Raw genomic sequence first — 24514 nt, forward strand, 5'->3', positions numbered from 1 at the left:
CTTAAAAGCAGTTATACTGCAAAATGCAGGTTTGCTGGGAAAGTTTCGCATTTACGCTGGAACAAAGCACGCACATATGCCTTGTCAGTGATCTGGACGAGGCTGAGCGCTAAGCAGCACAATCGCTTCAGTTGCGCAACCGATGTGCGTCGCCGATGGCAGTCACATCTTGTAACATTGGAAACGCCGTGTACTGATAGACGCTTCGGATTCCATCCTGCGATGGCCAGGCAAATCAGATCCCAAAGCGGTGAACACGATTGGAGAAGGTAATGTCAGGAGTCGACTGGAAGCAGTTTGAGAATCGAGTGCGATCAATCGCCTCATACCGCTGGTACAGGCCCGCGAGGGCGGAAACTGTAAATGGAGTTCGTCTTGACTGCGTTGTCAAAGTGGAACCTGACTACTGGGTAATTGTCGAAGCATCAAAATCCACCACGCTAGAAAAGCTCCGTACAGACCTCGCGAAATTTCAGGCAGTACGACCAGCGTTGCTAACCGACAACATCTACTCCAAGTGCTATTTTGTTACTCAAAACGAGCCCTCTGAGGGTCTGATCACAACGGGCAATGGATTCCATGTAAACGTTATGTCATTCAAGACATTCAGCAAAGAGCTAATTAACCATGAGGTTTACCGTTATGCACGTGAAGCTCGTCCATTCGGTAGTTCAGTTAATCCCTTTAATGGAGAATCGGATCCGATTGAATACGTTCCCGTCGAATACTCGACGATTGATGGCACGCAGACTTTTGACATCGCTGCAATATCGAAGCGGCTATCAATGGGGAAACGGTTTGTATTGCTGGGAGAATACGGAACCGGGAAAAGTCGCTGTCTTCGTCAAATTTTCCACCAAATGGCAATTCATGCGCAGGAAGCATGCATGTTTCCGTTTGCGATTGACTTGCGTCGGCACTGGGGAGCTAAGTCAGGCGAAGAGATTGTCAGGAGACACTTCCAAGACCTAGGGCTTTCTGAATACACCGACTCAATCCTCCGTGCATACACGCAGGGAGGTGTTGTTTTCTTGCTTGACGGCTTTGACGAAATTGGATCTCAGGCGTGGAGTGACAAGACATCGTACTTGAGAGCAATTCGACGCGAGGCGGTGGTAGCAATTCGAGATTTAATCGAATCAAGCAAAGGTGGGGTGATTGTCACGGGGCGACATCATTTTTTCGATTCCAACGAAGAGATGCTTGATTGTTTAGGGCTGATAAAGGCTGAAGACTTAGTCGTATATGCGCCAAATGAGTTTTCGAAAGAGCAAATGGAGACTTACCTGACTAAAGCTGGGATCAAAATATCTGTTCCAAGCTGGTTGCCGAAGCGGCCGTTGATAGGCCAAGTCATCGCGAGCATAAACGCAGAAGAACAGTCCCGGATATTTCTGCAGGAGGCTAGCGAGGTCGCATTTTGGAAGGAGTTCGTCTCGGTTCTTTGCAAACGCGAGGCAAGAATTCATCATGCTCTACATGCAGAGGGAATACATTCAATACTGAAGCGACTTGCTAGAATTACTCGTCAGAAACCGTCGAACGTGGGTCCGATAAGTCTCAACGAAGTGAATCAAGTGTTTGCAGAACTTGCAGGGACACTTCCAGTTGACGAATCGACTGCAATGTTGCAGCGTCTTCCAGGTCTCGGTCGTTTATCAGCTGAATCAAGCGACCGTCAATTCGTGGATGCGTACATCCTAGACGGTCTAAGGGGTGACGATTTGGTTGATTGTCTAAGAAAAGTTTCGACGCTACCCCTAAAAGACCGCTTCATTCATCCGCTAGGTTCGCTTGGAATTTCAATCGTCACGTCTGAATGCCTTCGCGAAGACCAGCAAAGGGACGCGGTGTATGTCGCGAGACAGCTAAGCGAATCCAACCCTACTTTTTCATCTGATATAATTGCAGCATTGGCAGTCGCCAATGCGACGACTATCGACACGAAAGGGATGGTGATCACAAATGGTGAATTCAGCAAACTCGACCTCACTCAGGAAAACCTCGTCAATCTGACTCTTGTTAGTTGTGTTCTACATCAACTTTATCTTCCTGAATCCCAGCCAACAAACCTCTTCCTCAAGGATTGTTTGGTGTCTGAAGCGTTTGGGATATCGGCGGCCAAACCATCCCTGCCACCCTGGTTGTCGAGCTGTTCAGCCGAGCGCATCCATCATATGGATACACTCGACCGAATCAAGCAAGCCGACTTATCGCCCTCAGAGCTGATATTAGTTACGATTTTGAAAAAGACGTTCTTCCAGCCAGGAGCGGGAAGGAAAGAGGAGGCGCTAATGCGAGGCTTAGGGGACCTTGCGAAGCCCGGTGTCGCACAAAAAATTGTTAACCGGCTATTGCAAGAAGAAATCCTAACTCAGGGCCCTGGACGGTCCGGTCGAATCTACCGGCCCAATCGATCTCAAACAGATCGCGTAGGCAAAATTGTCGCGGACCTCGGTAAGTCGATAGATCCCATTTGGGAATTCGCGAGCAAATTAACATAGCTGGCGACTTTTCGCTTTGCTCCGAAAACCGGAGTCCTGGCAAAACACCAAAGAGGCCCAAAAAAGTGCGACGATCGCACCAAAACCTAGTTTCAGTACCCACTGCAAGTTGGTGCCACCCACCAAACCAGCATGGCAACGCAGACGCACTCTCCTGCTAGCAAACCCGCAACTGGGTAGCATCGGTTGCCGTTGGTGGGTGGCACCATTCATCATTCAATTTGTCAATATTCGACGCAAGCGCCCAGCAGCACCATTGTCCCGGCGTCGCAAATTTGTCGCCGCGACCGTGCGGGCTCGTACACATGGCATAATTGGTGCCGTAGTTATGGCGACCGAATGCCGACTGCGGTCATTGCCCGCGTGAATGCGTCCGGCGACGATCGTCGTGGGTCACACTGTCAGCTATCCGCCCGGATCTTTTGCGTTCTTTGTGCTCTATTGTGGCAATCTCTCATTGCCCAGATACCGTCTGACTGTTCGTGGGGAATGACGAGGACGTAGAGCGTTTGGCCGCGAAAGAGCACAAAGAGCGCAAAAAGGAAAAGGATCAGGCCTCTTCGAGGGAAGAGTCAACGGGGCTGGGCGTAAAACGACGACACCAGAATTCGGATTCATGTCTGGCAGTGGGCGATCGGCCTACACGCTGGGCCGAGTGAACTCGCGCCGCAATGCTTCGCTGTCTACAATTCTGCGGATTCACCCATCTCCTGAACGATCGGATGGTTGTTTTGAATCGCAATGCACGCTCCAAGCGTTGCGCCAATCTTTCGACTGGCTTTTGATCCATGCCGCAATCCATAGATTGCCAGCAGGGAACGGGCACGAGTCATTGCCACGTACAAGCTGTTCTCCAGGATTTTGCCTTCCGGGGCGACATAGTGGTCCACGCACGGGATCACAACCACTTCTGATTCGTAACCTTTGAACGAATGCGGAGTGGTGGCAACGAGTGTGTTGGGCTGTCTCTCGAACGAACGATTTTTCTGAAATGAGAGTTCGACACCGATGGTAGCAAGTGCCGGAGCAAGATCGGACTGCAAAACATCCTGAACCCGACCGTTGTAGATGATGCAGATATCGGTTGGCGATATCCCATCGTTCTGGATCAAATGTTTCAGGTGACCGGCAATCGAAGCCATTTCTTGCCTTCGGTTGTCAAAACGATGGTAGATCGGTTTCGGTCCATCGATTTGGTTGTACCTCACTCGCAACCAGTCTTCGCCGTTTCGATCTGTCTTCTCCAGCAATCCGAGTTGCCGCAATTCGCGCTGATCTTGTCGCTCGCCTGATTCCGAGAGTCGGCTCAGCACGTTCACCGCAAGTTCGGTGATCGGGGTGGTTGACCGAAAACTTTCCCGCATAATCGTTGAGCGACCGCGCATGTCCAGACCGAACTCTGACCACTTCGGAGTCTTCGTGTCGTAAACATTTTGGGCGTTGTCGTAGAAGATATGTGCGGAACGACTGTTGGCGTCTTCTTCGTCCGCTTGCTCGACGATGGACAACAACAGCCGCAAGGTTGCCGGTCCCATGTCTTGAGCTTCATCAATGAACAACGCCGAGCAACGGGGAAGCAAGTCCTTCGAATCTTGACGATTGAGGAACTCTTCGGCGGCACGGTCGTAGTCAAAACCGATGGACTCGATTGACATCTGAACGCTCGGCAGCATCCCAGCCAAAACGTCTTTCACATGAAGCAGGGAAACTTTGTCCCAAGGAAATTCTGTTTGACCGAAAAGGTCTTCTTCATTGAGGCTGGCCCATGCCGATTCAATCGATTCCCGCAACAGCTTTTGCAAACTTCGATTGGCGTAGACTGCCCAGATCCGGGCATCCTGCTGGTCTTGCAAACGCTTCGCCGTCTTGGCGAGCCAATTGCAAAGAACAATCGACTTGCCGCTGCCCGCTACCCCACGAACCAATCGGGGCTTTCCATCGAGTTCGAGATTGGTCAGCCGCTGCTGCTCCTGGGAAAGGATTGGCTTCATTCCCTTGCGATCACGGAACTGATCGCCCATCCGACAGGATGACATCTTCTTGTAGCCTGCTTCTTGCTCGGCCGCGATTGATGAACCAAACCCTTCGGTTTGAGCTTGTGCTCGTCGACCTGGCTCTCGCCAAACAAGACGCTTGTCGTCATTTGCGAGGAACGCTGCGGTCATGTCCTGCTTCAACGGACGAAGATACGGTTCCTCCATCTCGCTGCGACTTGCGAGGACAATCACCGCTTCCCTTGCCCGACTAAGTGCAACGTTGACAAGCCTCTTCCACTCTGGGATTTGCCACGTCCCGCTTCCCGCATTGACCGTATCGAATATGACGATGTCCGCTTCCGACCCTTGTTGACTGTGGACGGTTGAGGCGTCCCAATTCGTCATTTCCCAGCCGGCAAGAAGCTTCCCAACCTGCTGAGCTTGGGCCTTAAATGGCGAGATAAATAGGCCGTGTGCTGACCGAATCCCTGCATCCGAAAACAGCTTTTGCAGTACCGACTGCGTCACTCCGCGAACCCAGCTTCGGTTGCCCGGTCCGCGTGCGGCGCGAATGGAAGCGAGACTCGCGTCCTCTTCATCCAGGACGTACCAAATGGCTCTCGATTGACCGGCAATGAATGGCGAAAGCGTAGACTCCCTTTCGGCTCGCTTTGGAACCGTTGTTAACACGCCATCGTACTGGTAGCCCGACACAACCTTACAAACGTCGGGGTGCATTCGCCACTGCTGTGAAAGTAGGAGAACCGCTTTGGGGATGTTTTCTGTATCATCGAGATGGCTCAATGCACTGCTGGCCAACCACGTTTGCTGCCGAGTCGGCAGAATGCGTGAGATTCGGCTGATCGGAGCCAGTTGTTTTGGATCCCCGACTAACACGACTCGTCTCGCAGCCAACAGCGACAACGCGGCAACCGCGGCCCTTGAGATCAACCCGGCTTCGTCAATGACAATCGTGGTGAACGGTGCTTCGCCGTCCTCGACCAGCTTGCGGATCGACATGTCCTTCAAATAGCTCATCGCTTTGAAAGCGGTGGCGACAACCACTCGGCGCTCGGCATCCACAAAGATGCGGTTGCTTTGGTCGTTACCAGACGTTCGAAGTTCGCCAATCTGCTTGCGTGTGAGAGCTTTGTCTTCCGACGATTCAAGCAGTTCCAGTTGCTGGGCAAGCCCATCGATCTGTGACATGACTTCCGACTCGGTCCCCCTGAGCATCGGATCGAGTTCTTTACCAACGAACGTTTGGTACGAAGCTCCCTTCCCGATTCTCTGCAGCCTGTCGGCACCGAGTTCATCAGGGCAAAATTCCTTTGCCGCTTCACCGATGGAGATTGCGACGGCGTCCGTTGCCCGGTTGGTCGTCGACACCACCAGCACTCGCTCACTCTCGTCTTGCATGACCTGTGCAATCTGCTGCCCGGTCGTCCAAGTTTTGCCGGTGCCGGGCGGTCCCCAGAGGACACTCCATGAGTGATGCCACCAATCACGCAAGCGCGGCAAGCCGGACTCACATCGCTGAGTCGCCGCGGGATGCACACCGCCCTGGCTGGCGTTCAGCCTCGCTGGGAGATGCGTCCGAACCTCTTCGAACTCGTCTCCGCTGAAAATGGCGTCCAAGACCGACATGAACTCAAACGGCCGGACAAAGAACGGTCCTGCTGTCGGCGTCGCCTCGGGATCATCAAGACTGACGAACAGGCAGCCATTTCGCTCGTCCACTTCGACGATCTCACCGGACCACAAAATGGCGTCTTCGTAGTCGGCTTCTTCATAGAACCGATCCGAATAGCTTTCGTCGTCATCGAGTGACTTCGGGCGAAACGCTTGCGCCCCTTCCCACGTCCAATCGAATTCGACCGACGAGCCGACATGAACGACGAAAATGGTCCCGCGATCCTTCTCAGCAAAGATACTGACACGGTTGCAGTTCAGGCGTTTCCACCGTGAACCGTCTCGATACTCTTGGCGAACTGCGGCAGCCGCATCCTTGAGTTGCTGAACGCCACCCTCGGGCAAACCAAGCCGGGACTCATAGCGAACAGGCTGAAACTCGGCGAAGGGCATGGAGGCATCGTCATCGGCGGCACCGGTGATCTCGTCGTCCATGATCCGGGTTACCTTTGACCGCGCATTTGCTGGAGTCTGGAATTCATCGTTGATCGATCATAACAGCCGTTACGGACCTCAACAAAGGGGCAGGCGTAATCAATAGACTCGGTCCCAATGCCGTTCAGCATACCGCAGCCACCTCAACACCAGCACTCCGCTTTGGCCCAACTTCAGGTCTCGTTGTTTTACCTCGTCGCTAGCCGTGTCGACCCCCTGAAGCGTGACAAGAAACGGCCAATCTTTCGTGAAGAACTTGAGACCACGAAGATCGTCCGCATCGACTCGTGGGGCGTTTTCTCGCCCGGGGAAAGCAATCGCGCTGTGTCCCCGGCATTCATGCAATCCGAATGCAGCAAGCGGAAAAGTAGCCCACCGATGGCAGCGCGAACCCGCGGATCGTCCTGCGAATTACTATCCGTGGGTTCGCGCTGCCATCCGTGGGTTCATTCTCTTACCTCCCAAGTAGTCTACTAGGATGTAACAGACGCGAATCGCTCCCCATCGATTGGAAACGCAAGCAAGCGATGCAATCAATCCACGCGCCCGAGATTGATTCTGACAATGCACCTGTCGGTTTTTGCGGTCGGAGCGTGCGTTCTAGCCGGCGATCGCAAACTCTTGACGGGCGGCACCATTCACCCCTTGCCACAACGAATTTTTCGACGTCGCAGTCGCTTCCTATTCGCGTCGCCGATGCGGATTTGCGGTATCATGCGTCGATTCCTTCCGAACTCCTTCCGAACGCTAAGTGAGACTGTCGTATGCGTTTTCTATTGGGTGCGTTGTTTGTCGCCGCGGGCTTGTTATCGGCTTCCAGCTCACTACGCGGTGACGATTGGACTCGCTTCCGGGGGCCAAACGGGCAGGGAAAATCGTCTGAAAGAAGCCTGCCGCTTAAGTGGTCCGAAGAGAACAACGTCGCCTGGAAAACCACGATACCGGGGCAAGGCTGGTCGTCTCCGATTGTGTCTGGTGACCACGTCTTTGTGACGACCGCAACGGAAAAGGGTGCTTCGTGTCGAGTGATCGGAATCGACCGCACCACTGGCGACCTACTTTGGAACACGGAAGTCCACCGACAAACTCCAAGACCCAAGCGAGCCCAGAACTCCTATGCCACGCCGACGCCGGTGTCCGACGGTGCACGCGTGTACGCCGCGTTTTACGACGGAACGATCGTTGCCGTCGACTTCGACGGCAAATTGGTCTGGAAGAACGAAGACGTCGACTTTCACAGCTTGCACGGGCTCGGTGCTTCGCCGATTCTGGTCGGCGGACTGATCATCATGCCCTTCGACGGCAGCAGTCGAGAGGAGCAGCGCGTCGGTTGGAAGGAACCGTGGGACCAGGCCGTCGTGCTGGCCGTGGACAAGGAGACCGGCAACACAAAGTGGCGCGGCAAGCGCGGGCTGTCTCGGGTTGGACACGTGACCGCGATCGCGATCGACAACGGCCAGACCGTGGTCAGTGCCGGTGGCGACCGAGTCCAAGCGCACGACGTCGCAACGGGCGAGCGTCTCTGGTCGGTCTACAGCCAGGGTGAGGGCGTGACACCGTCGCCCGTGCTGGGTGAAGGTCTGATCTTCACGTCATCCGGTTTCGAGGAACCGACGATTCGAGCGATTCGCCCCGGCGGTCGCGGGGACGTGACCGAATCGCACATCGTTTGGGAACAGACACGCGGTGTCCCGGCCTTACCGTCGCCGCTGTACGTCGAGCCGTTTCTCTACACGATCACTCGCGACAATATCCTGCACTGCATCGAAGCGAAAACAGGCAAAGTTGTCTGGCAGGAACGACTCGACGGCAATTACTCCGCGTCGCCACTGCTGGCCGACGGCCGAATCTATATCACGTCAGAAGAAGGTATCACCACGGTGCTCGAGCCCGGACCGCGATACAAAGAGATCACCCGAAACACGCTCAACGGTAAGTCGATGGCATCGATCGCGGTTTCCCAAGGCAACTTCTTCATTCGAACCGGCGATCGCCTCTACTGCATCGGAAACCAACCCCGCTGATCCGTTACTGATCGACCCTGGAGAGGTCGTGCCCACCAACGGCTAATGATTTGAGATGGCAGAAAAATCTGGGGCAGAAACATGATAACGGGACGCATCATCGATTAGGTCCTTTGGAGCTTGTCTTCTGACGAGTGTAGGATACCGGCGAATTCTACTTCGATCCGTAAGCTGGATTGTGCCTTGCCTCTCATGGAATTTGAACCTTGCCTCCGGTGAAATGAATTCACCACCTGAGGAGGATTGGGAGCGAAAAGCAATCCGCTGCACTCCATCACCCCAGGATTTTTCGATTCTGTTTCGTCGGTGTTTGCGATCATGTAAACTCATCGTCCCCTCAAATGTTGAAACACCCAAATGTTGTCGCACTCAATGTTGGCACCGAGGGGCCACGCAACCGTAACCTAAATTCTCCATTTGAATTCCGAGCAGCACCATGACATTTCAGCAACGTCGTTCACGGCGGACCATCATCAAAGACACATTGGCTGGGGTTTCGAGCGTCGTTGCGGGAACGGTTTTGTCGAGGAGTTCCTTGTGGGCCGATCAGAACGGGGCAAACACCCAAGCCGATCCCAAGATTCGTGGACCGTTTCCGATTCTGTCAACTCCGTTCACTGAATCGGGCGAAGTCGATTACGGCGTCTTGGCACAGGAAGCGAAGTTCGTTGCTTGGGGTGGTTGCCCGGGAATGATCTGGCCTCAATCGGGAGACAGCGTCGATCTGTTGACGATGGAAGAGAAGATGAAAGGGATGGAGGTTTTGGCCAAGACGGCGCGCAGCCTGCCCACCTCGCTGTGCTTGGGAGTCCAGGGGAACGATACCGAAGAGATGCTCGCTTTCGCAGAGCACGCTGAAAAACTGGAACCGGAAGCAATCATCTCTCGGCCTCCCGATTCGGGGAAATCAGAGCAGGACCTGCGGCAGTACTGGAGAGCTCTGGCCGCAGTAGCCAAGCGACCGGTCATTCTGCAAACCACCGGCGGCGTCGCCTACAAAGGGCCACTCCCGTCACCGGAGCTGATGATCGAACTGGCAAAGGAGTTTCCGCATTTTGGGTACATCAAAGAGGAAGCTGGCGACGTTTTGGGGCGAATGCGTACTTCGATCGCTGCCATGCCTCCCGTGCGGCGGGTGTTCAGTGCACGGGGTGGATTTCATTGGCTGAGAGAGTCTCAACTTGGATCGGAAGGTGTGATCACCGAACGCGCGGCGTACGCGGATGTGCTCACCCGCATCTGGGAATTGCAGCAAAGTGGTGAAGACCCGAAAACCCTGGAAGACGTGTTCAACAAGTTTGTTCAAATGGTCAAGGTAAAACCGGGCAGTCTGCGTGGGGCCAACTTGAGCATTTGGATGAAGCGAGGCGTCTTCAAGAATATGCTGTCTCGCAATTACGGACCGGGGCGATCCATCCCCGCCTCGCCAATCGTCTCCGAACTCAAACTCACCGACGAACAGATCGCAGCGGCAGAGATGCGTTTTGACGCCTTGCGGCCTTACCTGAAAGAGGTAACACCTGACTTGTCGTAGGCCGGTACCGCAGCTGGGAAACAAGCCCCTGACCAAACCCGAAAACTCCATCTATCCCCTCATGAAACAGCCAACGCGTCGTCAGTTTTTAAAGCATGTGGCTGCAAGCGGCATCGCCACCTCAGTCACGATCTCCGGCACCAAATCGTCAGGCCAAGTCATCGGTGCCAACGAGCGGGTTCGGGTTGCGATTGCCGGAATCAATGGCCGCGGGAGCGTCCACATGCGCGGCTTCGGTGCGATGCAGGATGTGGAAATCAGCCATTTGGTTGATCCGGACAGCCGGCTCTTTGCACCGCGAAGTGCCGCGTTCGAACGACAGACGGGGAAAACGCCGCAGTGTGTGCAAGACATCCGCCGGGTCCTGGATGACCCCACGGTGGATGCAGTCTCAATCGCAACCCCAAATCATTGGCACGCCCTGATGACCATTTGGGCCTGTCAGGCAGCGAAGGATGTCTACGTCGAAAAGCCTTGCAGCCACAACATTGTGGAAGGCCGGCGAATGGTCGAAGCGGCCCAGAAGTATCAACGCATCGTCCAGCATGGTACGCAATGGCGTTCCGATCCCAAGTGGAAGGCTTACACGACCGACATTCGCGAAGGTAAGTACGGCAAACTGAAGACCGCCAATATTCAAATCTTTCGGCCTCGCAAGAGTATTGGCGTGAAAACTCCCGTGCCACCGCCTCGCGAATTGGACTTCGACCTTTGGACCGGACCGGCCACGATGAATCCCTATCGGACGAATCTGGTTCATTACCGCTGGCATTGGATGTGGGACTATGGCAACGGAGAAATTGGAAATCTTGGTGCCCACGAATTCGAAATGGCACGCTGGGCGATGCCCGAAAGTGCCCAGCCGAAATCCGTGGTGAGTCTGGGAGGCCGCTATGGGTACGAGGATCAGGCAGACACCCCCAATACCCAGCTCACGCTGTACGATTTCGGCGATGCCCAACTCGTCTGTCAACAACGTGGACTGCACTTTGACAAACCGTTGAAAATGAGCATCGATTTCCATACCGATGCAGGCGTCGTCAAAGACGGTAAATTCTATCCCCATGGACAGACGAAGGGAGAGAAGATCGAGGGCGCCCCTGCGAGTGGACTTCCCGAAAACGAATCACGCGATCACTTGCGGAACTTTATCGATTGCATCCGTAGCCGCAAACGCGAGGATCTGGCCTCGGATGTTCTGGATGGGCATCGCACGGCCGTGGTGGCCCACCTGGGCAATCTTTCGTACCGCCTGGGTGACCAGGCTTCGTTCCGTCACCCGCCTCAACCGCTTTCTGAAAATCAGGTTGCTGCAGAATCCTTTGACCAAATGAAACGGCATCTGGTCGACGCCGCCGGAGTCAATTTGGCGAACGCTTCTTATCGAATCGGTCCCACACTCCAATTCGACGCAACGACAGAAACCTTTGTAAATCACCCCGAAGCAAACCACCTCCTGGGCAGAACCTACCGGCCCGGATTTCAACTGCCAACCATCACCAGCTGACGATCATCATGAACCTGACAACTGACGAGGGAAAGCTGTTTTACGACCTGTATGCGGCCCTGCTGTCGTTCGTGAACCGTAGGCTGGAGGTGTCTTCCGAGACTTTCTCAGACGCTCGGGAGTACACGACCACGCCGCCCGAGATCAGGGTGGCCATACGCGATGCCCTGTTCGAGCATCGGGAACTGATCGACGAGTTCGTCAAAGAGAACCCCGCAAGGCTGGGGGCCGAGTCATTGGAGATCGTCGGCAGTTGGAAACACGCTCTGCCGGGCAAGTTCTATATCTTCCGCTACCTGAAAAAGTACACGGTCTTTCTGACCAGTGGCGACTCGCCAAACAAAGCCTATGGCGTACTGGGGTTGGCGGACCCGATGGTGGATGTCATTGGTCCCTACCTGCCACAGCTGGTTGCAACCGTCCTGCTACCGTACCAGGGCAGGATCATCTATGACGGCATGCTAGCAGGGTACAACATCAGGTTCGGCGGCGGCATCAAGCGGTCGCTCAACGAGGAGTACAAGCAGGCCAAAGAGAAATTCGGCATCGTTACGTCGCTCGGGGATCAGGCTGCACCAAAGCCCAAGCAGAAAACGCCCAAGAAGCAGCCACGGAAAGTGAAGGCAGCCCTTGGTGGTCGCTCCGCAGCCGACGAGGCCAAAGCGATTGCCGAGGAGCTGGCCCAAATGACGGATGCCTTCTGCCGGCAGTTCCTCAACGAGGAATACGCTGTACTGTGCCGCGAGTTGGTTTCGGCTTTGGCGAGGAAGCGACCATCGCCGCTTCTTCGTGGCAGAAGGGAAACTTGGGCCTCTGGTGTCGTGAGAACCATCGGATGGGCCAACTTCCTTCATGATCCAAGCCAAACCCCTCACCTGAATTTGTATTCCATCGATGAAGCTTTCGGCATCGCGGAGAGCACCGGTGCGGCCAAGCTGAAAGAGATCCGGACGATGCTCAGGATTCGGCAGCTCGATCCCAAATGGACACTCCCCAGCACGATGGACGACAATCCGATGGTCTGGATGCTGGAGGTCAACGGCATCATGATGGATGTTCGCCGCGCCCCTCGGGAACTTCAAGAAGCGGCCTTCAAGAAGGGCTTGATCCCATACATCCCGGCAGACAGGGCTGAGGCGGACGAGGCATCGCAGTAAGCGGAAAAATTATCCGTGATTTGGTCGCGACATGAACTTGCGTTGCCGGTTGTCGTGGGGAAATTCGGCGGGAGCAATTCGGGCCAATACGGCAACGCTTTCGGCGGGTCTAAATCAAGTCTCGGACGGCTTGCTGAAGTGGCAAGAAAAGAGAATTGGAACGTGCCGAAAAAGCGGTGAATCCATAGTGTTCATAAAAACGGATGGCGTTCTCATCCTTCGCTTCAACGACGATTGCGTAAGCTGCGATCTCGCTTTTCACCGCCCTGCGGATTCCATCGAACAACAACAGACCGCCCAACTTCTTCCCCTGGTGCGGTTTCGCAACAGCGAGTCGGCCGAGACGCACAACGGGAACGCTGGGATAACGCGGCAGTTTCTTGGCAACATGTTCAGGCAGGTCTTGAATCGAAACGCCACCCGCCGAGAGCGTGTAGTACCCGGCGATCTCGCCAGACGATTTTCCAATCATAACGAAGCATGCCGTGAATCGGCGACGCACATCTTGGCTGACCCGCTTCGCGAGATAATCGTTGAGTTCGGGCGAGCCACAATCGAAACCCTTACGATCGTGATTCGCGAGAGCTTCGATGCGGTATGCGGTCACTCGGAATCAACCATCTCGTGATACCGTTTGGCAGCATCCCTGAGCGGCTCTGCAACCGGTGGCGGATTCAACAACGCGTCCGCAAATTGCTGCTGGTCGGCGGCCGAAAGAACAAGCAACTCATGATCAGAGATCGCGCGTTCAGCCGCCTCGCGCGCCGAATTGACCACGAAGTCCGACAGAGTGCGGCCTTGTATCGCGGCCGCTCGACGAAGTAGCTCAAGCACCGGCTCGGGAAGGCGTGCGTCCAGTCGTGCCGACTTGGGCTCAGGTTGAATCATGGCTCGTTTCTCTCCTCAGTACCAACGTACGGCAATTCTACGTACGCTGTCAAGTTATTGCGATATTTATGGCAAAACACAGCGTTTTCGATGAGATGGCACCAGATCACTAATGTCACTCTTAGCCGCCGATTGGTGAAAGCCTCCGCAGCTTTACCTGTGCTTTTACCTGCGGAAGACCAATGAGTTCATCGTAGACGCGATTATATCCCACGACGAAGTTGGGGGTTGCCTCCTGCGGATCGGTCAAAATCCGAAGGTTGCTTTCGTCAGGCCACCAATGGTGATGGGGGATCCTGAAAATATGCCCATGGTGCCTGCCATCGTAAGCCGCAATCAGCCAAGGTTCGCGGGCCGCTCCTAAAGCGTACCAGTGAGATCGTGGGCGAAATACCTCCCACGCCCTGTCATAGATGCCGAGAAAGTCTTCGGGAATACGCCGCGTCCATTGCTTCACTCTTAGGAAAAACTCGAGAGACGCAACCCAAGATCCAAATGCATTTGACAACTTTTGCTTCGCAGTGCTGCGGTCGTTGCTCGCGAAGTTTCCCGCATCTTTTAACATGAGCCCATACTTAACCATGCTCTGGTACAAGAGTTGTGTTGTGTTTTCATATTCCCCTGATCGCCTCTCCTGATCCGCCATTTCTCGTGGCGAAATGGATAGGGTACTCGCGAGTCTGATGGGCATAGTTTGGCTCCGAAAGCGATTGTCAATCGTTGTGCTTGGCGTCCTAGGAGCATACGTCGCATTCTCAACTGAAACAAAAAAAAACAACTTTCGATCATCGAGTCTTCTTGCGGCCAAACCGTTTTGGCCTTGGAAAAGGTGTCGGACACGAATTTGACACCCTCAACGCCGTGCGTCAGACGCCGCGAAACACGAATTGGAACACCAGCATCCGATCCACCTGGTCAATGTGATGATCAGCTACGATGGCAAGACGTCTGACAAGCACTCATTATGAATCAGCGACCACGATTTGATCGTGCGTCAAATGCGGGAAATTTCGCTCGCGGGGGCGTGGCCGCGACAACTCCACAAGCCGAGCCCCCCGATCCCGGCTCAAACGAGGAAAGGCCAAACGAACCGGACCTGGGTGTCCCCTTCAGGATGCCGGGAATGGATGCGATGACCCCTAGGGACGTCGATTCTATTGCTGCAGCTTTGGGCAGCCCCCATCATCATTCTGCCCCCAACGTCATGTCTACCCAAGTAGAACCGCACTTCACCGTTCCCCGTGACGGCGATGTCGGTGTGACTGTCACCATCGAAGTCGCCGACGACGACTTCTCATGCTTGGTGGTTGACAACAACTTGAACGCAACGAGGTTCAATCAGCGAAGGGTGAAGTTGAAACTTCACTTCTCAATGATTTCAACGTCTCAATCCATTGGGCTTCCAAGTCCGCCAGGCTTTCAAATCCGTACGTCGACACGACTGCGTCGGGCAACTGACTTGCCATCTTGTCAGACGGCACCGACCGCATGCACTCGATCAGCTTCCGTTTTCCTCCCTGTGCGACTAGCCAGTCGACGAGTAGACCTGATTGTTGGTGCATCAACTTCAGATGCTCGCGATCCGTTGGGTACGACTTCATCGAGAACAGTTCGTGAAGGGGGATCAGCGTTTCGTTGTTTGCCGCTTCGGCGACCGTTCTTCGAGCCGCGTCGGGGACGCCACTGGAGTCGCCTGCAAGCATCGCGATCCCCTCATCAATCCACAGCGGAAGTTTGACATTGAAGTTGGCCGCTAACACCAGATGCATGACTTCATGAGTCAATCGTTCGTCCAGATTTGTCGGGGAACCTTGCAGATGCATCATGGCACCGGTGACCTTGCCATCGGGGGTGAACCGGTAGGTTGTCGCACCTTGAGCCGACCTGGTCGTCTCGGCAACCTGCACATCGATCCCACAGGATTCTTTAAAGTCGACGGGTATCGTGCCGAACCACTCTTGCGTCAGTTCTCGAAAAGCCCCCTCGGCAGTTTTCGCAACGTTTTCCAAAGTATCTGCCGGCACTGTCTCAGCGAACGGATCCCCACTGACAAAAAAATGATTGGTCCGAGTTGACGTGATCGGGACAACAGGATGATCCGGTATCGAGGCTGACTTGGCGGCGTTCGAGGCCGTCGCGTCCCATTTCAAATCCGGATTAAGCAGTTCATCGATCCGCCGCGCGATGATCTGGCCCTTGGCTTTTTGTCGCTCGGTGACCAGTTCTTTTAAACGCGACACACGTTGAGAAAGTGAGTCAAGCTCGGCCTGATAGAGTGCTTGCTTGGCATCAAAGGCTTCGACAACCATCGGCCCCAAAATCTTCCGAGCGATCGCTTGATCGGTGTTTGCATTTCCTGCCGATCGCAATTCGTTCGCTTTGGTTTGCGATTTCTTATCGGCCAATATTGCCTGACGAGCCAATTGTGAGTGTTCGACGCGTCTCGACTTCGGTGCCGGATAGACTCCCGCGGCGGCCGGGGGCGCACCAAAGGGATTGACAACCGGACCGGGGCTGGCAATCTGACCGGGAGCCGCAAGCGGAAGGTGTGGCGGCCCGGGAATTCCAGCCGCCGATCCGATTGGCTGCATCGGGGGCTCGGATGAATTTTGTTTCTGCAATGCCGCCAAAATCCGTGCCGGAATCTTCTCCTTTTCATCGCCCCAATCAACAAATGGGAATTTTACGATCACATCGCAGTCGGCGATCAGGGGGCTTTGCCTGAGCAGAGCGGCTGCCTCAAGAAAGGGATGCAATTGAAACGGACCTTCGCCCCGTAACAAGATCAACTCTTTTTCAACTTCATCAGGTCCGGCGATCGATGCACTGGCTCTCAAGCCGCGAAGATGCAACTTAACAAAGTCAGGTGGAGGCGGATTAAACAGTTTGGTGACCAGTTGCGGACTTCTCCCCGGATCATGTCGGGCGATGACTCTGATCGAAACGTTTTGCAAATCCTTGTCAGGGTCGATGTCCGGCCCAATCGCCCGAGCACTGAAGGTGATTTGACCGACACCGCTTTCGCGAAAAAACGAGACTAACTTTGTCAAGCTATTGGCGGATGAGTCTTGGGGGGCTTTGATATGAACGATGGATTCTTGTCTCGCGCCGGACACAAAATGAATCACCGTTTTTCCCGTCCGTTTTTCTGCCAACTTGGCGAGAATGTCCATGACCTCGTTCGATCTCGTACCGTTCCTGAACGACAAAACGATCTCGACCGCTTGATGGTCATCGACGTCATCCTTTTCGGGCACGACTTGCGCAAGGCCCAGCTGTGTCCAACAGAGCATCGCACTCAGAACCGCCGGAAGAATACATGGCGGTCTTAAAAAGTGGCGCAAGCTTCCAGTTTGCAGTTGTTTCATTTCGATTCCCAGTCGTCTCCGAGTTCTTGTTCCCATTTCCACACCTGTCGATCAATGTCTTCGATTTGTTCGTCGAGATAGTCCCAACGCAAGTCGGATTCCAATCGCGTCGTATCGATCGCTTCCAAAACAACGGAGTTATCATCCGTTACAGAATCGTCACTGACTTGTGCGTTTTGGTGAGACGTTTGATCTCGTTCGTCGAAAACTTCCGTCGGCGACGGCCGTTGCATCGGAAAAACGTAGACGACGGCAAGGAAGATCGCGGCGATCGTGGCCGCGACTGCAACCACGACGATCATCCGTCGGCGATTGTGATTCGGGCGAGCCAACGGATCGGGCAACGCAACTTGTCCGGGTTGCCTGTAGTGACTTAGGCATTGCTCCAGCAGTCCGGCGACATCGTCCGCGGATTTTGGACGTCGATGGGGATCGTCTTGATGCAGCCAATCAACCAACCGGATCAGCCAGTCGGGCGTTTGCGTGTCGAGACTTGATAGCGAGGGAACCCGTCCTTCAGCGATGCGCGTGATCGTTTCGCTGCCGACGTCACCGCGTATCGGCGGGTGTCCCGCGAGCATCGTGAACAGCACACTTCCCAAACTGAACAGATCGCTCCGCAAGTCAAGTGGTTGGCCTTTGGCCTGTTCTGGCGACATGTAGTGCGGTGTCCCGGCGAGCGTCCCGGCCCGGGTCAGCGAGGCATCATCGGCGGCACGGGCGAGCCCAAAATCCGTGATCACCGCGCGTTCGGTGCCTTTGGATAACAGCACATTGGCAGGTTTGACGTCACGATGGACCAGACCCTGGGAGTGCGCCGCAGCAAGGCCTTTGGCGATTTGCATGCCGATCGAGAGTGTCGATTCGATGTCCAAACAACCTTCGTCGTCGATCCGTTGTTGCAGCGATGGATCTGCCAAGTACGGCATCACCAGATACGGCACGTCATTGAAATGGGCGACCTGATAGATCGCAATCACGTTCTCATGCAGGACCGCGGCGGCGGCACGTGCTTCCCGCGCAAACCGCTTTCTCGCACTGGTAGACGATGCCAAGTGTGGTGACAACATTTTGATCGCGACGAATCGATCCAACGCCGGTTCGCAGGCCTTCAGCACAACGCCCATCCCGCCGGTGCCGATGATGCCCGTGACTTCGAACGGGCCGATCCGTCCGGCCGACCGCGGGTCGTCGCTGGGGGCAATCGTGCGAAGGATCATCGAGACGTCAAAGCGACCCGCAGCAGCATCAATCGACGATTCGCCGGAGTCAGCGATGGCCGACAATTCGCCCGCGGAGAGCCGATCGGCAGTCAACTCATCGGCCGACAGTGCGTCTTTCGCCACGGCCCAGTCCTCCGCAGATCCCGCCAGTCGACTGATCCGGTCACGGCATTCTGCGCAGTGATCCAAATGTGTGATCAGTGATTCGCATTCAACTTGCGGCAACGCATCATCGACGAAGCACTGGAGCTGATCGATCGGACAATGTTGGATCGGATTCATGATTCGGATTCGTCCTGTTCAATCGCCGCGACGGCTTTTCGAATCTTGGCCAGTACACGACTGCGTGCCGCATAGACCGAACCGATTGTTTTGCCAAGCCGTTCCGCGACGTCCCCGCCGTTCTGACCGTCAACGGCCGTCATCCAAAATGCCCGCCAGACGTCTTCGCTAAAGCTGTTTTTAACTCGTGCGGCGGTGTAGCGAAACAACTCACAACGTCGTTCGTAGACCCAGTCGGTTTCTAAATCGCTATTCGGCTCCGGGATCGCTTCGAGCATGTCCCATACTTCTGACGATCCGGATCCCCGTCCGGCGTTTTCTCGTTGAATCAGGTTGATCACTGCGTTTCGAGTGACCGTGGCAAGCCACCCGCGAAACCGCCCACGGTCGGCGTCGGGTTCCCAGCGATCCGATGCTCGGGCGACTGCCCAAAGCACCCGCTGCGTGATGTCGCATGCATCAGCATCCTGAAGTCCCCTGCGGCGCGAGAAACGAAAAATCAATGGCTCGTACAGAGAGACAAATTCATTCCATGCCTGCCGGTCGGACGGGTTCTTCAGCCGCGCTATAAGCGTGTCTCGTGTCTCTGGCCATGAATGCATGATTTCGTGTTCCTCTCCTGACAAGTGACACCCCGATTCAAGAGAAACCTGACGCGAAAATCAGGGAAAATTGATATTTCCCTGACTGGAATCAATAAGGCGAAAGGGACTCAATGAAACCATCACCGATGTTGGTCGAGGCAGGAATTTACCACGCGGCATCGTTCCGGTCGTTCCGGCATCCTGTCAAAAATGGTTTTTCGCTTGATTGCAATGGCGGAAAGATTGAGCGTTCTACAAGGAGCCGTGTCGAGGATGGAAAGCCGCTTCGATGACGAAAGGGGCAACACAATTCAACCCAGCGAACGCTCTGCCCCCATCACCCAGCCTCCCATCGTTTTGCCCCCATCGTTTTGCCCCCATCGTCCTGCCCCCATCGTTATGCCTCCCATCGCTGGGATCCGACAACGGGGAAGGAGTACATGCGTGTTGGTGTCCAGGCTTTAGCCGCACCCTCTCGCAGCGTCGCAGCGACCGGAAGTCGCCTCAAGGCTAAACACCAACGATCACGGAATCCCATTGCGACGAATCCCGTTCCTCCGTAAAACAGGGTCTACGCCACGTCTTCATCCCAACGTCCTAGGTTGCGTCCTTGAATGGATTGCGCTGGGGCGGATCCTCGTGAATTGCGTTCTTGAGCAGTTGCTGCACGAGGGAATTGATCACCGGAACGCGATGCCGGACCCAAACATGCATTTCCTCGGGTTGGCATCCCAAACGACTCTTCGCTTCCAATGCCGTCCGGCCGAACGAAACCCGTTTGCAGCTCCACGTGATGGCTTGTTCGATCACGGCAAACAACAACGCGTGATAAACCGGCAAGCGAGCATTCACCTCGCAGTCCATCCCCAAGTAGAATCCGATCGCCGTTTCAACGGTCTGTTGGTTCAACACGTTCCAATGAACCAATAGGGCACTTCGTCTACAACCTTGCACCCACGTTTGAATAGTTCACGTTCTTGCAGAGCCGCAAGCGACCAGACTGATGCAAGCGGCTGACATTCCAGAGGTTATCGCCGTGAACCGATCGAAACCCGCCCAATCGTGGAGACGACTTGGCATCATCCCAACCGGCTGCGTGTTGGTTTGCATTTTGCAAGCGACGCAGCTCGCCGGTGATGCGAAGTGCGAGTCTCCATCAGGTGTCGAATTCGAGATTATCCTCGACTCAGACTCCGTAAAGTTTCCTGATCCCATTCATGGGTTTCTTCGCGTGACCAATACGTCGGGACGAGAGGCCATTCTTCCATCACTGGGCGAGTTGCAACACTCCACGTCACTGGAGCTTCGCTGCGGCGGGCAGGTCGTAGAGGCGGACTTTGCGGCGAACCAACCGGCGCGTGCAACGAGACGCCCGGCGGGATACTCCTCCGTGACGCCATTTTGCCTGCGATACAACGAACCGAAGTTCGTGCAGCGAGTACGCGAACGGTTGCCGGTTCTGATTCATGCAAAGACACCAGTTCGGCCGAGGCAAATTGCCAATTCAGTCGCAGGGCGAGACACAGCCGACCGGACCTCCGCACCTCGTTTCGTCGAGCTAGACGAGTCCAATGGCCGACCGATTCTCTCAGCCACTGCGGAGACAAGGGTACGGCTTGACACCGACAACTGGATTTTTCGGCGGCCGGACGATCCTCTCATTCGCTTTGCAGCAGCATGGCCAGCATGGCGGAGCGATCGCGAATTAGGCGAGATTACCGCGCTGATGAAGTTTCCACAATCGATAGCGGAGATCGAACGCTTCCTAATTGAGGTATCGACCATCAATGATGTGCCCATCTTGGCAGTCTTTCCTGAACGTGCGTTTTCCATTCTTGACCGCCTGAACAAGGACACAGTTTCTTGGCGTCGGCTGAAACTAACTCAACTTCTGATGCAATGCACGCGGGAGGGTTTTGACAGAGAGAAGCTCGCGAGCGTGGTCGATGAGGCTTGGACGACGCTCGCACAGTCTGGCCCCGCCGAGTTCTTGGAACGTGAGAAGTCCTTTCGTTTTAAGATGCACAGGATCCTGACCAAGCCTAACATTCACAACGGTCCAGACAGCCGCAAGCTCGTAGAGCTGTTCTCCGAGGAATGGTCCAATCGGATCGCAACGAGTTTTCAAGGATTGAGTTGCGTCCAAGACACAAATACCGCTGATCGAATGAATGCGGATCAGTTCGCTATTGAACACCTCACTCAAAAGTTGAGAATGTTGCGGGCGAGCGTAAACTCTCCATAACGGTTTCGTGTTCGGAACCTGTCATTTGGTGCCACCCACCAAACCAGCATGGCAGCGCAGGCGTACGCTCCTGCTAGCAAACCCGTTGCCGGGCAGCATCGGCTGCAGTTGGTGGGTGGCGCGATGTCAGTGCCCTGGGACAATGAAAATTTTGCTCGTCTAAAGAGAGGATCAATGCGTGGTTGTGCCGTGAAGTGCAAACGGGGCGAAAGCAAAAGGCGACACCCAGAAGCCAGAGTCGCGGAGAGCGACAGGCAGGTCACTCGCATTCCATATCCCCGGCGAACGCCAGACGAAAATCGATTGATTTGCCATCGGCGGCGCAGCAGCGTTACTTGAATTTGTCCGCGTTCTCAATCACAAAGCGGGTGGAAAAGACTTCAACGCTTTCCTTTGCCTTGTAGTACTGTGAATCGAACTTGTCGAACGCGCCTTCGTGTTTGGTGTAGACGGATGCCAGTTGATCCTGGCGTTTGCCCCGATCGCGGAACGGCTTCTGGTCGCCAAACAGTTTCAGAACGCCTTCAAAGATTTCCAATCGCTGCTTGAAACCCATGGCTTCCAATCCATCGAGGGCGAGTTGCCAGTTGGCCCCGGCGGAGTTGAAAAAGTATTGGGAGTGGCCGCCGTTATTCACTTCCGCATCCAGCCAGAACACCGCTAGATACATCTGCTGCTCCCGGTTCAGCGATTCCCATCCACCTGATTCCTCTTTCTGCCAAATTCGGTCTTGAAAGCCTCGCAGGTCATGGCTCGCGAGCAATCCTCTCGCCGCGCCATCGGAGACTCGATCTTCCGAGTGGCTGCAATATTCCTTCAGCAATGCCGTGTCTTCAGCAACTTTGAATCGCCCAAGCAATGCCAGCGTTTCCCCCAAAGCATAGGTATTGGGGTATTCCATCTCGCGACCGGCGTACGTCGTAACGAGAGACTTCACCGTTTCTCGATCGATCGAAAAATCAAATTGTCCGATCACACGCAGGATTTCGTGAAGGGAGTTTTTCTTGGGATCGAGGACGGCATCCGACAGGAGATAGGACTCCGCTCGCGCTGCGTCAAGCTGGGCAAAGAGGCGAGCCGCATCCTCAACATTTCGGCCTGAGGCAACGAGGTTTTCAAGATCCGGAAGAACACCTGACCTGATCTCCGCAGACAGCTTGTTCGCCTCGATGGCGCGCGTCATCCCAATCAATGCATACGATCGAACATACTCATCATCGTCAGCGAGCGACTGCTTGATTGCAGGCAGGGCTTCTGCCCACCCCGATTCGGCAATCGCCAAGCCGCACTCTTTCCGAATTTGGTCTGATGGATGCGAAAGAGCTGGCGTGAGAAGTGCGATCGCTTCGGCCGGCAAGTTTCCGTCAAAGAGTTCGCAGACTCGCATGATGGGAGCCTCTTCGAATAGATCGCCTTGCTGCAACGCGGAAAGCTTTTCGTTCAGCGATTCGTCTTTGAGAATGGCGAGCAGCGCGTCATTGGTTCGTGGAGACAATTCCTTGAGCTGGCGGCCCAGTGCCCACAGCTCTCGAGTCGTTTCCGAACCGAAGACGTAGCGTTTGATTTGCTGCGTGATCTGATCCGAGTCCCAAGATTCAGCAGCTTCTGCAAAGACACCGGCGTCTTCTGATTCCGCGATCATCTCATTCCACAGATTCGGATCCTTCACGAACTCCCTGAACCCAGGCTCTTTTTGGGCTCGGTTGGTTCGAATGTGGAGGTATTGAAAGATGCCAATGCTGGCAGCAACAAGAATCACAACGCCAATGATGACGAACTTTGCCATTCCGACTTCCCGTCGTTTGGTGACCACAAACTTTAGACGACCCCGCAGCACAGCCCCGGTCCCAGGCTCAAAACCGGGCTCCTTAAACTCCGATTCAATCTGGCTCATTCTATCGATGGCCCGCGATCAATGCTGCCACCCAGGCACTGGTGGACAGCGCGTCGATGCTTCATGATTGAACCGGACGCGCACGATTCGCGGCCGATTTGCCTTGGATGCTAGCCCAGAATTGAAGCGTCGAATTCGACGAAGCAGTCGTCGCAGATTTGCACTCGGGCGCGATCGATGGACTTGGTGTCGGGATCGACGAGGACGAATTCCACTCCGTGCTCTCGGCAGAGGCGTGGTTTGTAGACGGTATCACGCTGACGGGTGGCTTCGGAGAGGACTTCAACGATTAGCGCCGGAGGCGATTCGATATGACGCTCTGGAACTGGGCCGCAAACCACGACCACGTCTGGGCGGAAGACGTTGCTTTGATCGACGATCCAGTCCAGTCCCGTCAAGACCTGCGCGTCGCACTCGGCGAGCTGGCTGACGAGTGAAGCGATGATTTTGACGACCGCCGCCGAATGTGGTCCGAAGGGATTCGGAGCCATTGAAACCGGGACCCCATCCCACAATTCCCAATCGCCCTGCCACGTCGCGTCGTCTTGGGCGGTGTAGTTCGGAATCAGTTTTTCAGCGGTCATCGGATCGATTGCCTCAAACGATGGAGATCGCCGCTCAGTCTAGCTTGAATGGCCGACCGGATTCATCGATCGCCCGCCAACAAGAAAGCGTTCAGGCGAACCGTCACCGCAACAAAAAACCACGATTTGCCAGTGCAAAACGTGGTTTTTCAGTACACCCCAGAGGATTCGAACCTCTAACCTTCGGTTCCGTAGGTCAAACCGCGTGTCAAAAACCGAGCAACCTTTCGGTTCACTAAGTCGTTTGCACAGAACGATTTGCGGAATGTATCGCCGAGCGATTCGGCTCGCTCAATTTCCAGCTTTTTAACTGAATTCTGTACCTTTGCAATGGATTCTGTACCGAATTCTGTACCACCGGTGGTGACGAATGTGGGGCTCACTGATCTACTTCACCGAAATCTAACTTGCTGATCACTTTACTCGGACGGATTGTGTTGGCTATCACCTCAAGGCGGAGTGTCAGTCCGATTTTTTCCGGGTGGAGCGTGCAAAACGCTCCACTCTTCAACCGATTGGGCGATGGAAAGCAAGACAGAGATAATTGACCGATTTCCGCCTGGCCAAGTCATGTGGAGCACGAAGAGGCTTAAAAAACTCAGAAATTCAATTGGCTG

At 54.8% G+C, this 24514-nt stretch carries 17 protein-coding genes and 1 pseudogene; 6 read left to right on the forward strand and 12 right to left on the reverse strand.

All coding sequences use genetic code 11. From position 1 onward, the window contains the following. The first annotated feature begins 392 nt into the window (after window positions 1-392). Window positions 393-2504: an NACHT domain-containing protein gene (locus Enr13x_RS17715; RefSeq protein WP_197456109.1), complete on the forward strand. Its 2112-nt coding sequence runs from the start codon at window positions 393-395 to the stop codon at window positions 2502-2504. A gap of 683 nt (window positions 2505-3187) precedes the next feature. Here the strand turns inward: Enr13x_RS17715 and Enr13x_RS17720 are convergent. Continuing rightward, complete coding sequence (locus Enr13x_RS17720; protein ID WP_145388246.1) at window positions 3188-6607, reverse strand: AAA domain-containing protein; 3420 nt, start codon at window positions 6605-6607, stop codon at window positions 3188-3190. Window positions 6608-7371: 764 nt separating this feature from the next. On the opposite strand from Enr13x_RS17720, the gene Enr13x_RS17725 reads away from it, so the two are divergent. From Enr13x_RS17725 to Enr13x_RS38030, 4 genes are all read left to right on the forward strand, one after another. Continuing rightward, entirely contained in the window at window positions 7372-8631 is a 1260-nt protein-coding gene (locus Enr13x_RS17725; RefSeq protein WP_145388248.1) for an outer membrane protein assembly factor BamB family protein, read from the forward strand. Between the two features lie 436 nt (window positions 8632-9067). Continuing rightward, the gene (locus tag Enr13x_RS17730; RefSeq protein ID WP_145388250.1) at window positions 9068-10165 is read left to right on the forward strand and encodes a dihydrodipicolinate synthase family protein; all 1098 of its coding nucleotides are present in this window, start codon (window positions 9068-9070) and stop codon (window positions 10163-10165) included. Between the two features lie 61 nt (window positions 10166-10226). After that, window positions 10227-11672, forward strand: coding sequence for a Gfo/Idh/MocA family protein (locus Enr13x_RS17735; RefSeq protein WP_145388251.1), 1446 nt, complete (start codon window positions 10227-10229; stop codon window positions 11670-11672). An 8-nt stretch (window positions 11673-11680) separates the two neighbouring features. Continuing rightward, window positions 11681-12829 carry a DUF6398 domain-containing protein gene (locus Enr13x_RS38030; RefSeq protein ID WP_197456110.1) on the forward strand — a complete coding sequence of 383 codons (1149 nt, stop codon included), beginning with the start codon at window positions 11681-11683 and terminating at the stop codon, window positions 12827-12829. 109 nt (window positions 12830-12938) lie between these two features. Here the strand turns inward: Enr13x_RS38030 and Enr13x_RS17745 are convergent, their stop codons facing one another. The 8 genes and pseudogenes from Enr13x_RS17745 to Enr13x_RS17775 form a co-directional block, all read right to left on the reverse strand. After that, window positions 12939-13436 (reverse strand): GNAT family N-acetyltransferase, encoded by a 498-nt coding sequence (locus Enr13x_RS17745; protein ID WP_145388253.1) that lies wholly within the window; start codon window positions 13434-13436, stop codon window positions 12939-12941. Continuing rightward, complete coding sequence (locus Enr13x_RS17750) at window positions 13433-13717, reverse strand: type II toxin-antitoxin system TacA family antitoxin (protein WP_095738621.1); 285 nt, start codon at window positions 13715-13717, stop codon at window positions 13433-13435. The genes Enr13x_RS17745 and Enr13x_RS17750 overlap by 4 nt, the downstream gene beginning before the upstream one ends. Before the next feature lie 121 nt (window positions 13718-13838). Further along, window positions 13839-14282: a hypothetical protein gene (locus Enr13x_RS17755; RefSeq protein ID WP_145388255.1), complete on the reverse strand. Its 444-nt coding sequence runs from the start codon at window positions 14280-14282 to the stop codon at window positions 13839-13841. Between the two features lie 501 nt (window positions 14283-14783). Then, a pseudogene (locus Enr13x_RS39795) lies at window positions 14784-15002 on the reverse strand (FG-GAP repeat protein); the annotation flags it as partial. Window positions 15003-15051: 49 nt separating this feature from the next. Continuing rightward, the gene (locus tag Enr13x_RS17760) at window positions 15052-16890 is read right to left on the reverse strand and encodes a peptidase MA family metallohydrolase (RefSeq protein WP_145388257.1); all 1839 of its coding nucleotides are present in this window, start codon (window positions 16888-16890) and stop codon (window positions 15052-15054) included. Window positions 16891-17081: 191 nt separating this feature from the next. Then, window positions 17082-18590, reverse strand: coding sequence for a serine/threonine-protein kinase (locus Enr13x_RS17765; RefSeq protein WP_145388259.1), 1509 nt, complete (start codon window positions 18588-18590; stop codon window positions 17082-17084). Further along, on the reverse strand, window positions 18587-19192 hold the full coding sequence (locus Enr13x_RS17770; protein ID WP_145388261.1) for an RNA polymerase sigma factor: 606 nt from the start codon (window positions 19190-19192) through the stop codon (window positions 18587-18589). The genes Enr13x_RS17765 and Enr13x_RS17770 overlap by 4 nt, the downstream gene beginning before the upstream one ends. Before the next feature lie 579 nt (window positions 19193-19771). Next, window positions 19772-20083 (reverse strand): hypothetical protein, encoded by a 312-nt coding sequence (locus tag Enr13x_RS17775; RefSeq protein WP_145388263.1) that lies wholly within the window; start codon window positions 20081-20083, stop codon window positions 19772-19774. A 94-nt stretch (window positions 20084-20177) separates the two neighbouring features. Here Enr13x_RS17775 and Enr13x_RS17780 point away from each other — a divergent pair, with 94 nt between their 5' ends. Beyond that, a complete protein-coding gene (locus Enr13x_RS17780) occupies window positions 20178-21419 on the forward strand; it encodes a hypothetical protein (RefSeq protein ID WP_197456112.1) in 1242 nt (413 codons plus the stop codon). A 331-nt stretch (window positions 21420-21750) separates the two neighbouring features. Here the strand turns inward: Enr13x_RS17780 and Enr13x_RS38035 are convergent, their stop codons facing one another. From Enr13x_RS38035 to Enr13x_RS17795, 3 genes are all read right to left on the reverse strand, one after another. Further along, entirely contained in the window at window positions 21751-22701 is a 951-nt protein-coding gene (locus tag Enr13x_RS38035) for a DMP19 family protein (RefSeq protein WP_197456113.1), read from the reverse strand. Window positions 22702-23423: 722 nt separating this feature from the next. Continuing rightward, on the reverse strand, window positions 23424-23897 hold the full coding sequence (locus tag Enr13x_RS17790) for a Uma2 family endonuclease (RefSeq protein ID WP_145388269.1): 474 nt from the start codon (window positions 23895-23897) through the stop codon (window positions 23424-23426). A 176-nt stretch (window positions 23898-24073) separates the two neighbouring features. After that, window positions 24074-24280 (reverse strand): hypothetical protein, encoded by a 207-nt coding sequence (locus Enr13x_RS17795; RefSeq protein WP_145388271.1) that lies wholly within the window; start codon window positions 24278-24280, stop codon window positions 24074-24076. Window positions 24281-24514 lie beyond the last annotated feature (234 nt).

The sequence above is a fragment of the Stieleria neptunia genome (assembly GCF_007754155.1).
Lineage (GTDB): Bacteria > Planctomycetota > Planctomycetia > Pirellulales > Pirellulaceae > Stieleria > Stieleria neptunia.

What these genes read in the sequence shown, in the direction of transcription:
- Enr13x_RS17790 (WP_145388269.1), bottom strand. Translation starts at nt 23,897, where the DNA reads ATGACCGCTGAAAAACTGATTCCGAACTACACCGCCCAAGACGACGCG.
- Enr13x_RS17755 (WP_145388255.1), bottom strand. Translation starts at nt 14,282, where the DNA reads ATGTTAAAAGATGCGGGAAACTTCGCGAGCAACGACCGCAGCACTGCG.
- Enr13x_RS17725 (WP_145388248.1), top strand. Translation starts at nt 7,372, where the DNA reads ATGCGTTTTCTATTGGGTGCGTTGTTTGTCGCCGCGGGCTTGTTATCG.
- Enr13x_RS17760 (WP_145388257.1), bottom strand. Translation starts at nt 16,890, where the DNA reads ATGGACATTCTCGCCAAGTTGGCAGAAAAACGGACGGGAAAAACGGTG.
- Enr13x_RS17720 (WP_145388246.1), bottom strand. Translation starts at nt 6,607, where the DNA reads ATGGACGACGAGATCACCGGTGCCGCCGATGACGATGCCTCCATGCCC.
- Enr13x_RS17765 (WP_145388259.1), bottom strand. Translation starts at nt 18,590, where the DNA reads ATGAATCCGATCCAACATTGTCCGATCGATCAGCTCCAGTGCTTCGTC.
- Enr13x_RS17735 (WP_145388251.1), top strand. Translation starts at nt 10,227, where the DNA reads ATGAAACAGCCAACGCGTCGTCAGTTTTTAAAGCATGTGGCTGCAAGC.
- Enr13x_RS17770 (WP_145388261.1), bottom strand. Translation starts at nt 19,192, where the DNA reads ATGCATTCATGGCCAGAGACACGAGACACGCTTATAGCGCGGCTGAAG.
- Enr13x_RS38030 (WP_197456110.1), top strand. Translation starts at nt 11,681, where the DNA reads ATGAACCTGACAACTGACGAGGGAAAGCTGTTTTACGACCTGTATGCG.
- Enr13x_RS17780 (WP_197456112.1), top strand. Translation starts at nt 20,178, where the DNA reads ATGCAAGCGGCTGACATTCCAGAGGTTATCGCCGTGAACCGATCGAAA.
- Enr13x_RS17730 (WP_145388250.1), top strand. Translation starts at nt 9,068, where the DNA reads ATGACATTTCAGCAACGTCGTTCACGGCGGACCATCATCAAAGACACA.
- Enr13x_RS17750 (WP_095738621.1), bottom strand. Translation starts at nt 13,717, where the DNA reads ATGATTCAACCTGAGCCCAAGTCGGCACGACTGGACGCACGCCTTCCC.